General features: G+C 61.3%; 12 protein-coding genes. 10 read left to right on the top strand and 2 right to left on the bottom strand.

The genetic code is table 11. From position 1 onward, the window contains the following. The first annotated feature begins 344 nt into the window (after positions 1-344). The 5 genes from WA145_RS01825 (at position 345) to WA145_RS01805 (ending at position 3,944) form a co-directional block, all read left to right on the top strand. Positions 345-560, top strand: coding sequence for a DUF1127 domain-containing protein (locus WA145_RS01825; protein WP_422579923.1), 216 nt, complete (start codon positions 345-347; stop codon positions 558-560). 402 nt (positions 561-962) lie between these two features. Then, on the top strand, positions 963-1,169 hold the full coding sequence (locus WA145_RS01820; RefSeq protein WP_422579922.1) for a DUF1127 domain-containing protein: 207 nt from the start codon (positions 963-965) through the stop codon (positions 1,167-1,169). A gap of 80 nt (positions 1,170-1,249) precedes the next feature. Further along, positions 1,250-1,567, top strand: coding sequence for a DUF2388 domain-containing protein (locus WA145_RS01815; protein WP_422579921.1), 318 nt, complete (start codon positions 1,250-1,252; stop codon positions 1,565-1,567). A gap of 107 nt (positions 1,568-1,674) precedes the next feature. Next, positions 1,675-1,995, top strand: coding sequence for a DUF2388 domain-containing protein (locus tag WA145_RS01810; protein ID WP_422579920.1), 321 nt, complete (start codon positions 1,675-1,677; stop codon positions 1,993-1,995). Next, on the top strand, positions 1,992-3,944 hold the full coding sequence (locus WA145_RS01805; protein ID WP_422579919.1) for a DUF4105 domain-containing protein: 1,953 nt from the start codon (positions 1,992-1,994) through the stop codon (positions 3,942-3,944). Before WA145_RS01810 ends, WA145_RS01805 begins: the two co-directional genes overlap by 4 nt. Positions 3,945-3,949: 5 nt before the next feature. Here the strand turns inward: WA145_RS01805 and WA145_RS01800 are convergent, their stop codons facing one another. Further along, positions 3,950-4,354: a GFA family protein gene (locus WA145_RS01800; RefSeq protein ID WP_422579918.1), complete on the bottom strand. Its 405-nt coding sequence runs from the start codon at positions 4,352-4,354 to the stop codon at positions 3,950-3,952. 280 nt (positions 4,355-4,634) lie between these two features. On the opposite strand from WA145_RS01800, the gene WA145_RS01795 reads away from it, so the two are divergent. The 3 genes from WA145_RS01795 (at position 4,635) to WA145_RS01785 (ending at position 7,599) form a co-directional block, all read left to right on the top strand. Continuing rightward, on the top strand, positions 4,635-5,570 hold the full coding sequence (locus WA145_RS01795; protein WP_422579950.1) for an AEC family transporter: 936 nt from the start codon (positions 4,635-4,637) through the stop codon (positions 5,568-5,570). Positions 5,571-5,663: 93 nt separating this feature from the next. After that, entirely contained in the window at positions 5,664-6,722 is a 1,059-nt protein-coding gene (locus WA145_RS01790; RefSeq protein ID WP_422579917.1) for a PA0069 family radical SAM protein, read from the top strand. A gap of 148 nt (positions 6,723-6,870) precedes the next feature. Further along, positions 6,871-7,599, top strand: a complete 729-nt coding sequence (locus WA145_RS01785) for a carbonic anhydrase (RefSeq protein ID WP_422579916.1) — start codon at positions 6,871-6,873, stop codon at positions 7,597-7,599. Positions 7,600-7,708: 109 nt separating this feature from the next. Here WA145_RS01785 and WA145_RS01780 read toward each other — a convergent pair whose 3' ends face one another. Further along, positions 7,709-8,365, bottom strand: coding sequence for a hypothetical protein (locus WA145_RS01780; protein WP_422579915.1), 657 nt, complete (start codon positions 8,363-8,365; stop codon positions 7,709-7,711). 362 nt (positions 8,366-8,727) lie between these two features. On the opposite strand from WA145_RS01780, the gene coxB reads away from it, so the two are divergent. Beyond that, positions 8,728-9,852 (top strand): cytochrome c oxidase subunit II, encoded by a 1,125-nt coding sequence (coxB, locus tag WA145_RS01775; RefSeq protein ID WP_422579914.1) that lies wholly within the window; start codon positions 8,728-8,730, stop codon positions 9,850-9,852. A gap of 4 nt (positions 9,853-9,856) precedes the next feature. After that, positions 9,857-11,085, top strand: a 1,229-nt coding sequence (locus WA145_RS01770; protein WP_422579913.1) for a cbb3-type cytochrome c oxidase subunit I, incomplete at its 3' end; no start/stop codon positions are given.

The following is an 11,085-nucleotide window of genomic DNA, read 5'->3' as shown; positions in this document are numbered from 1 at the left end:
GCGGGATAAAGTGCTTTGCTCCGATCGATCAGCAGCGTGCTTTGCTAAGGTAAACCTGAAAAACAGGTCAGTAATGAGGCAAGTGCAATTTATAACTGTACCTATGCTAAATCACTACTATTAAGCTGTTTAAGTAGTTATTTCATCTGTCTATATTGATTATTTAGGCTAAAGCACTTATGGCCAGTACAGTTATCTGTCAAAAAGACAAAACAGTTACAAAGCAAACTATCTATTTATGCTGCAATTTCATCCAGCTGTGGCTACAGCGAAGTAGGGGCAACGGCAATAATTCTCCCATCGCAACACACCACTGACCCGCCACAAGCGGAAGGATGATCATCATGGAACGTACCCTAAGTTCCGACCTGTTTTTTGACCACAGCCAATCCGCTGGCTCCAGCGCTTTGCCACTGCGCTTGCTGGCTTCTGTTCTGCAATGGCAGCGCCGCGTTATTAGCCGCCGCCAGCTGGCTCGCCTGGACTCCCGTCTGCTTGCAGATGCTGGTATCAGCGAAGCACAGCGTCAGGCCGAACTGAGCAAGCCTTTCTGGCGTTAACGGACATGCCGCGAGAGGCCCCCGAAGCATCCAAGCCTCTCGCGGCACAGCCGTTCCCCTCATCCGGCGCTTCGCGCCGCCTTCTCCCGGAGGGAGAAGGGTATAAGGAGGGCGTCGCTGCGCGACTTTCACGTTAACTGCTCCAGGCACCGATTTCTGCTCCTCCCTTTAATGGGATTTTTGAAAGCTCCAGCGCTCCGCGTGCTGGGGCTTTCTTTTTATGGGCCGGCAACAACTGCGCCAGCAACCCTGTGCCGTAACAGTCAGCGGCGCTGTTAGGCAGTACAGTTCTTATAAAAGCCAAGCTGCACCATAACAATTTAGGGGCGCTGTCTCTGCAGCCATTTCCCTCGCCCGTGCACCATAGGTTGCCACCCTCTCGTCTCTGACAAGGAATGCGCCATGGAACACACGCTCAAGCGTCAGCCCTCGGATGCTGTCCACAGGAAACCCCCGTTCTGGTTGCGAGCCTATGCCGTGCTGCATGGCTGGCAGCGCAACCTGCGCACGCGCGGCCAGTTGGCGCGCCTCGATAGTCGGCAGCTAGCGGACACAGGTATCAGTGAAGCGCAGCGTCAGACCGAGCTGGCAAAGCCGTTCTGGCGTTGAGTAGCCTGGAAACCAACCCGCACAGTCAGGGTCTACACTGAACTTGGCCTGTGTGTCGGGCCTTATCGAGGAGCCTGTAAATGAATGCGATAAAGACCTTTAGCCTCGCGGCATTGCTGGCGCTGGCCGGCACAGCCAGTGCCACCAGCTTTGTGGTCACCACCGATGCGGTGGTTGGAGCGATCGGTGCGACGTCGGAAGCGACGTCCGATGTGTCGTCTTCTTTTGGCGATGACAAGATCGTACTGGCTGCCCGTGATGATGCAGCGGCTTTTGTCGCCAGCCAGGGTGACATCCGTGGGGTGCGCCTGGAGGCCGCTCTGCAGCATATCCGTCAGCAGGCACCGACGCTGCAGGGCGACGATATGCAGTTGGCGACGGCGATCCTCAGTCTTTGAGTTCGCCCACTGCCAGCGCTTAGCCAGAAGCGCTGGCGGAACTGTGTGGAAGAATGCCCGTCTAACCCAGTTACAACCGATGTGATGGCTGATTTTTGGAGATGAATATGCGCCCTATCTTGCTCAGTGCTGTAGTTGCAGTTGTTTTGTTCAGTGCCACTGCCCAGGCGCAAACCCTGGTTGCCAGTAGCAACATCGTTATCAACGCGGTAGCCCGCTCCTTCGACTTCACCTCGGATACCACCACCTCGGTGCGCGATTCGAAAGTCGTGCTTGCGGCCCGTGACGATGCGGCCAGCTTTGTCGCCAGCCAAGGGCAGATCCGTGGCGCGCAGCTGGAAGCCGCTCTCGGCACCATCCGCAGCCAAGTACCTGAGGCGCAGGGCGCTTCCGATCTGGTATTGGCCGAAGCCATTCTGGCACTGTGAGGTGGCCGCGTACCTGGCTGCTGGGGCTGGCGTTACTGGCCAGCACCTGCAGCCAGGCCGAGTTGCGTCTGCAGCTAGCGGACGCAACGCTCAGCCCTGCTGAGCGCCAGGCCAGTCAGCAGCTGTTGCAGGAAGCCCTGGCTGCCTTGCCACCACAGCTCAAACAGCAACTCGATCGCCGTATCAGCGTGCGCTGGCGCACTCTGCCGGCGCAGGTCTATGGCCGCGCCGGGCGTTTCAGCGGTATTGAATTAAATGCCGGATTGTTGCCAGGCTTGAGCGACGGCAGCAGCGCCACCACCCAGACCTCTCGCCCCCATGGCACTGTGCGCCGCGAACTGCTGGCGACTGTGCTGCATGAAATCAGCCATCTGTATGACCGCGCCCAGCTCTGGCCGCAGGCCGATCGGCAGGTGCAGCGCCAGTGTCGCCAGCGTCAGCAGAGCTTGGGCGTCGTCGGCTTGCCGGACCACTGCCGTGGGCAGACGGCGCGGCGCTTTACCCTGAGCGATGATCCGCGACTACTCGACCTGGCCGGCTGGCCGCAGCAGGTCGGTCGCCGTGGCGCGCGCGATGAAGAGAACCACCAGGTTGCGCGCAGCCCGGACAGCTACGAGCTGAGCAACCCGCGCGAGTTTCTCGCGGTCAACATGGAGTACTTCCTGCTCGACCCCAGCTACGCCTGTCGCCGGCCTTCGTTGGCGCGTTACCTGAGCGCGCATTTCGCCTGGACGCCGGCGAATCAGCAGCCCTGCGCCGAAGGGTTGGCCTATTTGAATGCCGGGCGTGACTTCGCGCGCCAGCCGCTGGGCAGCATCGATCCGCAGCGCGTCTATCAGGTGGATTACCTGCTGGCCGAGGCCAACGACGCGCTGGCCAGCCGCTGGGGCCACAGCATGCTGCGCCTGGTGATCTGCGCGCCGGGTCGGCCGCGTGGCCCGGATTGCCGGCTGGATCTGCAGGAGCATCTGGTGCTGTCCTACCGCGCCTTTGTCGGCGATGTGCAGCTGTCCAGCTGGGATGGCCTGACCGGGGTTTATCCGTCGCGGCTGTTCGTTTTACCGCTGGCCCAGGTGATCGATGAATACACCAAGGTTGAGCTGCGCAGCCTGGCCTCGGTGCCGCTCAAGCTGGACCGCCCGCAGCTGGAGCAACTGGTTATCCGCGCCGCCGAGCAGCACTGGAGCTACGACGGCGACTACTGGTTTATCTCCAACAACTGCGCCGTGGAAACCCTCAAGCTGCTGCGCAGCGGTAGCCAGCACCCGCGCCTGCATGCGCTCGACAGCATCATGCCCAATGGCCTGCTCGATACCCTGGTGGCCCGCGACTTGGCGGATCGCAGCGTGCTGGCCGACGCCGCCGAGGCGCTGCGTCTGGGCTATCGCTTCGATTCATTCCGTGACCGCTACCAGGCCATGTTCAGTGTGCTGCAAGCGCAGCTGCCGATTGAGCAGACGCAGGTCGAGGACTGGCTGACCCAGCCCGCCGCGCAGCGCCAGCCCTGGTTCGCCCGCGCCGATCTGCGCACCAGCGCGGCCCTGCTGCTGCTCGAACAGGCGGCGCTGCGCCGGCAATTGCTACTGGCTCAGGATGAGCTCAAGCGCCGCTACCTGAGCGGCCGGGAGGGCGTTGACCCCACGCTGAACAAGGCCGGTGGCGCGCTGCAGCAGATTCTCGCCAACAGCGGTTTCCTCAGTCGCCCGGCCGAACTGCTTGAGGGCGGCTATGGCCTGCCGCAGCGCGCCGAATGGCAGCGGCTGGAAACCGAGAGCCAGGCGCGCCAGCAGCAACTGCGCCAGCTCAGCGATAACCTCGACCAGGAAGTGCGCACCCTGCTGGAGCCTGCTCGTTTGGCCGAGCTGCAAGCCACTGAAACCAACCTGACGCAATTGGGTAGGCATCTGCGCACGCTGCACAAGGCTGGCGGCGGTCTGCAGCTGCCCTGACCCGGTTACTCCATGACTTCCTGATCTTCCTCGGGCAGCTGCGGGTCGAGGTGCAGCCAGGGCAGACGGCTTTGCACCCAGATATGCCGATCCGCCGGGGCCAGTTCAGGCTGGTCGAGGGTGGCAATGGTGATATCCAGGCTGTGCGGGCTGAGTGTGGTGAACAGCGTCAGGTGCGCGCCGCAGGTTGGGCAGAAGCTGCGCGTGCAACTGGCCGACGAGGCGTATTCGCGGGCGGTGCCGGCCAGCCAGCGAAAGCTCGTCAGCGGCACGCTGATCCAGGTGGTGACGAGGCCGCCGGTAGTGCGCCGGCAGATGCTGCAATGGCAGTGTGCGATGTCCCGCAGCGGCGCCGCGAACTGATAGCGCAAGGCTCCGCACTGGCAACCGCCTTGGTGAATAGCGGGCATAAGGCGTTCTCGTCATAACGGTCAGGTAAAACAGCCTAGCAGGCCGTTAAAAAACGTAGGCGAGGCAGCTGAGACAAGGCGAAAACAGGCGAGGAAGCGGAGTTTACTGGCTGTAAATGAGCATTACTCGTTTCACTCGCCCTTCGGGTCGCGCTAAAGCGCGTTAGCCGCAAGCGGCTTTCCGAGCCTGTTTTCAACGCAGTATCAGCAACGTAGGTAGTTTTTCAACGGCCTGCTAATACCGACATCGACCTTGCGTCACCCCATGTGGCTGCTCAAGATGGCGGCGTACCTGTGGCTGGAGGTTGCCGTGCTGGAGTTGTTGTTGGCCTTGTGGCCGCTGTTTGCCTTGATCGTCGCCGGCTATTACCTGCGTCGCTGGGCGTTTCCCAATGAAGCCTTCTGGCCGGGTGCCGAGCGGCTGAACTACTTCATTTTGTTCCCCGCGTTGTTGTTCAGCAGCCTGGCCACGGCGCCGCTGGATAACCCGGCGTTACCGCGTCTGGGGTTGGCCGTGTTGCTGGCGCTGGGCATCGCCTGGCTGGCGCTGTTGCTGGTGCGGCGCGGGCGTGGCTGGCCGGCGGGGCGTTTCGGCGCATTCAGCCAAGGCATTCTGCGTTTCAACACCTATCTTGGCCTGGCGGCGGTGGGCAGCCTGTTTGGCCAGGAAGGCCTGACCCTGGCGGCCATCATGCTCGCCCTGATGGTGCCGACGGTGAATGTGCTGTCGGTCTGGTCGCTGACCGCCGAGCGCGGCGTCAGTGCGCGCAGCCTGTTGCTGCCAATCCTGAAGAACCCGCTGATTCTCGCCTGCCTGGGCGGCGCGCTGGTCAACCTCAGCGGGCTTGGCTTGCCAGGCGGAACTGATCGTCTGCTTGGCCTGTTGGCCGCCGCCAGCCTGCCGCTGGGCCTGCTTTGCGTTGGCGCGGCGCTAAAGCCTGAACAGTTGGGCGGTGAGATTCCGGCCCTGGCCAGCAATAGCCTGCTGCGCCTGTTGGCCATGCCGATGCTGGCCTGGGCGGTGGCCTATGGCCTGCAGTTACCGGCGATGGAAAGCACGGTGCTGGTGCTGTTCTTTGCCCTGCCAACCGCGCCGACGGCCTATGTATTGACGCGTCAGCTGGGCGGCGACAGCCAGTTGATGGCCGGCATCATCACCCTGCAAACCCTGCTGGCGGCGGCCAGTTTGCCGCTGTTGTTGCTGCTGGTGGGCTGATTCAGCTACCGCATAAGGGGTCTGCTGACGGTCGGCACTTGGTGGTGCAGATAAATTACTGTATTTATATACAGTAATTTATGGAGCCAGCCCATGTCCGTTTCCCTGCCGCCACGCGGTCGCGGTACCGCCAGTAACCCGCACAACCGCTTTGCCCCGCAGCGCATTATCGCCAGCGATGACGGCTGGTTGCAGGAAGTGCAGCCCAGCCGGGCGACCGAGGTGCGCAGCGAAACCGCGAAAAGCATCATCACCCGCAACCAGTCGCCAGACTTGCCGTTTGACCGCTCGCTCAATCCCTATCGGGGTTGTGAGCACGGCTGCATCTATTGTTACGCCAGGCCCAGCCACGCTTATTGGGACCTGTCGCCGGGGCTAGACTTCGAAACCAAGCTGATCGCCAAGACCAACGCCGTGGCGCTGCTCGAACAGCAGCTGAGCAAGCCCGGCTATGTGTGTGCGCCGATCAACCTGGGTTCCAACACCGATCCCTATCAACCGATCGAACGCCAGCACCTGCTGACGCGCAACAGCCTCAAGGTACTGCTGGACTACCGCCATCCGGTGACCATCGTCACCAAGGGTTCGCTGATCCTGCGTGACCTCGACTTGCTCACTGAGCTGGCGCAGCAGCGCCTGGTGGCGGTGATGATCAGCCTGACTACCCTGGATGATCAACTCAAACGCATCATGGAGCCGCGCGCTGCGGCGCCCGCGGCGCGCTTGCGGGCGATTCGCGTGCTGCGCGACAACCACATTCCGGTCGGGGTGCTGTGTTCGCCGATGATTCCGATGATCAACGACATGCAGCTGGAGCACTTGCTGGCAGCGGCCAAGGATGCTGGCGCGCAGAGTGCCAATTACATGCTGCTGCGCCTGCCGCGCGAAGTTGCGCCGCTGTTCGAGGACTGGTTGCAGGCGCATTACCCGCAGCGCGCCGAGCATGTGCTCAGTCTGATCCGCCAGAGCCGTGGCGGCGCGCTGTATGACAGCCGCTTCGGTCAGCGTTTTCGCGGTGAAGGGGCGTTTGCCGAATTGCTCGCGCAACGTTTTGCCCTGGCCAGCAAGCGCCTGGGGCTGAATCGACGGGATGGTTTCGGCCTCGACTGCACGCGCTTCTGCCCACCGGGTGGCCAGCTGGCGCTGCTCTAAGAGGCCGCAATTTGTTGTTTCAGCAAGATGTTTGGCAAGACTGACGGTTGCCGTCCGAGTCATCCAAGGTAACACTTGGTATGTGACTCGCTAGCGGCCTTGGCTGTCGTTTTAGCAGCGTTTAATCAGGTTTACAGAGGTCGCAAACATGCCATACAAGCATCAGTTGATTCCGCTGCAGGGACGCACAGGCACTGAGAGTGCCGAGGAAGCGCTGCAGAGCATCGTCGATGGCTTCAAACGCTTTCGCAGCGAGATCTTCCCGCAGCAGGAAGAGCTGTTCAAGAAGCTGGCCACCGCACAGAACCCGCTCGCCATGTTTATCACCTGCGCCGACTCGCGCGTGGTGCCCGAGCTGATCACCCAGAGCTCGCCGGGCGATTTGTTCGTTAACCGCAACGTCGGCAACGTGGTGCCTCCCTACGGGCAGATGATGGGCGGGGTTTCCACCGCCATCGAGTACGCGGTGGTGGCGCTGGGTGTGCAGCACATCATCATCTGCGGACATTCCGACTGCGGCGCAATGAAGGCGGTGCTCAACCCGGCAGGCCTGGAGCGCATGCCCACGGTAAAAGCCTGGCTACGGCATGCCGAAGTGGCCAAGACGGTGGTGGCGGAAAACTGCGGCTGCACCGATCACAACACCCTCGGCATCCTCACCGAGGAAAACGTTGTGGCGCAACTCGATCACCTGCGCACCCATCCTTCGGTGGCATCGCGCTTGGCCTGCGGCCAGCTGTTTATCCACGGCTGGGTGTATGACATCGAAACCAGCGATATCAAGGCTTACGACGCGGAGAAGGGCGAGTTCCGCCTGATCGGCGACGGCCCGCTGCCGATGGCCACACCACGCGCGCGCTATCTGCCAAGCAGCTAGCAGGCTGTTGAAAAGCTACCTGCGTTGGCAATACTTCGTTAAAAACGGCCTCGCCTACATTTTTCAACGGCACTGCTAGTCGGTAAATGCGTGCGAGGTATAAGGTCTGCTAGCCCGCCGCGCGGGTTTCATCCAGTTGCAGCTCAAGCCCGAGCTGCTGCGACAGGCATGGCCAGCGCTGCCAGGCCGCATCGGTCTGTGGGTTGTGCAGGCGCTCGCGGTAGGCCTGCACCGAGTCCTGGGCAAAGCTGGTGTCGTCAAGCATGCCGCCGACGGCATGGTGCACCGCTTCATCCAACTGGTTGGCGAAGGGCTCGCCGATCAGCTGGTGGGCAATCAGGTTCGCCACCGTGGTATCCAGCGGAATCAGCGGCGCGCCCAGGTGGGCGATGTAGCGATCATTCACTTCCTCGACCAGGCGATGGGCCAGATAGGCTTCATCGAGTAATCCTTCCAGCCCTTCATGGCCGGCCATCAGCGCGGGCGGCTGGAGGAAGAACTGCTCGGCCACCTTGAGCACCGGTTTGATCTGCGCCTCGATTCCCGCTTCCAGCGACACCTCATAAGCCGCCTGCAACAGCTCCGGTACCTGCTCGATATAGGCGCTGACAAAACGCTGTAGCACGCCTTGAGTGTCTTCGCCGGGCAGGCGGATGGACGGGTGCAAGTGGCCCAGATGTGCCTGCATCTGGCTGGCGAGAAGGCCCGTAGCGGCCTCATGCTGATGCGCCCGTTGGATCAACTCGTTTAAAGCGGCGATATTCATGACAGCTCCTGAAATAAGGACATGGGCGAGAACCTTAGCTGGCTGAGCGCCCCGACTAAGACCCGATTGTCATAATTATTAAACAGTTATGCGAGTCGGCTATATGTCGTCGTCACCACCCCGGCCTATCCCGCGCCAGCCGCGGTCTCTAGCGCGTGGCTTGCAGTGCGTTGCTCATTTCGGCTTTGACATTGCCAGGTGCAAGTCCGTGTCTATACTCGAATTCGAAAGGCAGTACCTGATAGCTCCGAATCAGCTGTGGTATGCACAGTCCTCGCAGGCATTTTCACCGTGAAGATGTGCGCTGGCTGAGCCACTGACCGATTCGGCGGGATAACAAGAAAAATTAAGGGGAACCCGCAATGATGCGACATCCACGAGTCTGGATGGGCCTCCTGTTGTGGTTGGTATTCAGCTCGGCACACGCCAGCTGGGGCATCAATATGACGCCCGGTGCCACCGAGGTCAGCCGCTCAGTATTTGATTTGCACATGACCATCTTCTGGATCTGCGTCGTGATCGGCGTGATCGTGTTCGGCGCGATGTTCTGGTCGATGCTCGTTCACCGTCGCTCCACCGGCCAGGAGCCGGCGCACTTCCACGAAAGCACTACGGTCGAGATCCTCTGGACGGTCGTGCCCTTGGTGATCCTGGTGCTGATGGCGATACCGGCGACCAAAACCCTGATCGAGATCTACGATTCCAGCGAGTCGGAGCTGGATATCCAGGTCACCGGTTACCAGTGGAAATGGCACTACAAGTACCTCGGTGAGGACGTCGAGTTCTTCAGCAACCTGACCACCCCGCAAGACCAGATCAACAACAAGGCCAGCAAAGGCGAGCACTACCTGCTCGAAGTCGACGAGCCGCTGGTGGTGCCTGTTGGCACCAAAGTGCGCTTTCTGATCACCGCCGCCGACGTGATCCACTCCTGGTGGGTGCCGGCCCTGGCGGTGAAGAAGGATGCCATCCCCGGCTTTATCAACGAATCCTGGACGCGCATCGACGAGCCCGGCATCTACCGTGGCCAGTGCACCGAGCTGTGCGGCAAGGACCACGGGTTTATGCCCGTGGTGGTCGAAGCCAAGTCGAAAGAGGACTACGCCGCCTGGCTGGCCGAGCGCAAGGTGGCCGCGGCCGCCGAGAAGGAGCTGACCACTAAAGAGTGGACCATGGATGAGCTGATGGCGCGTGGCGAGAAGTCCTACCAGACCAACTGCGCATCCTGTCACCAGCCAACGGGCGAAGGGCTGCCGCCGATGTTCCCGGCGCTGAAAGGCTCGGCGATTGCCATGGGACCTGCGGCCGGCCATATCGGCATCGTGGTCAACGGCAAACCGGGTACCTCCATGGCTGCCTTCGGCAAGCAACTCTCGGAAGTCGACATCGCCGCGATCATCACCTACGAACGCAATGCCTGGGGCAATGCGGTAGGCGACATGGTCACGCCGAAAGACATCCTCGCGTTCAAACAGGCTCAGGAGTAAGGACATGAGTGCAGTGATCGACCACGGTCATGCCGGGCATGACCATCACCACGGCCCGGCCAAAGGCCTGATGCGCTGGGTGTTGACCACCAACCATAAAGACATCGGCACCATGTACCTGTGGTTCAGCTTCGCCATGTTCCTGCTGGGCGGCTCCATGGCCATGGTGATTCGCGCCGAGCTGTTCCAGCCGGGCCTGCAGATCGTGCAGCCGGAGTTCTTCAACCAGATGACCACCATGCACGGCCTGATTATGGTCTTCGGCGCGGTGATGCCAGCCTTCGTCGGCCTGGCCAACTGGATGATCCCGCTGATGGTCGGCGCGCCGGATATGGCCCTGCCGCGGATGAACAACTTCAGTTTCTGGCTGCTGCCTGCGGCGTTCAGCATGCTGGTCAGCACGCTGTTTATGGAAGGCGGCGGGCCCAACTTCGGTTGGACTTTCTATGCGCCGCTATCGACCACCTATGCGCCGGAATCGGTGACCTTCTTTATCTTCGCCGTGCACCTGATGGGTATCAGTTCGATCATGGGGGCGATCAACGTGGTCGCCACCATCCTCAACCTGCGCGCCCCCGGCATGACCCTGATGAAGATGCCACTGTTCGTCTGGACCTGGCTGATCACCGCCTTCCTGCTGATCGCGGTCATGCCGGTACTGGCGGGCTGCGTAACCATGATGCTGATGGACATTCACTTCGGCACCAGCTTCTTCAGTGCCGCCGGTGGCGGTGACCCGGTGCTGTTCCAGCATGTGTTCTGGTTCTTCGGTCACCCCGAGGTGTACATCATGATCCTGCCGGCATTCGGCGCGGTCAGTGCGATCATCCCGGCCTTTGCGCGTAAGCCGCTGTTCGGTTACACCTCGATGGTTTATGCGACGGCATCCATCGCCTTCTTGTCGTTTATCGTCTGGGCGCACCATATGTTCACCGTCGGCATCCCGCTGACCGGCGAACTGTTCTTTATGTACGCCACCATGCTGATCGCCGTACCGACCGGGGTGAAGGTGTTCAACTGGGCCAGCACCATGTGGCGCGGTTCGATGACCTTCGAGACGCCGATGCTGTTCTCGGTGGCCTTCGTCATCCTGTTCACCATCGGCGGTTTCTCCGGGCTGATGCTGGCCATCGCCCCGGCGGACTTCCAGTACCACGACACCTACTTCGTGGTGGCGCACTTCCACTACGTGCTGGTGCCGGGGGCGATCTTCGGCATCTTCGCCTCGGCCTA

Origin of the sequence: Pseudomonas sp. (genome assembly GCF_049301935.1) — a bacterium.
Taxonomy (GTDB): Bacteria; Pseudomonadota; Gammaproteobacteria; order Pseudomonadales; family Pseudomonadaceae; genus Aquipseudomonas.
Note: the sequence above shows the minus strand (reverse complement) of the source record. Positions and strands in the feature narration are given on the sequence as shown.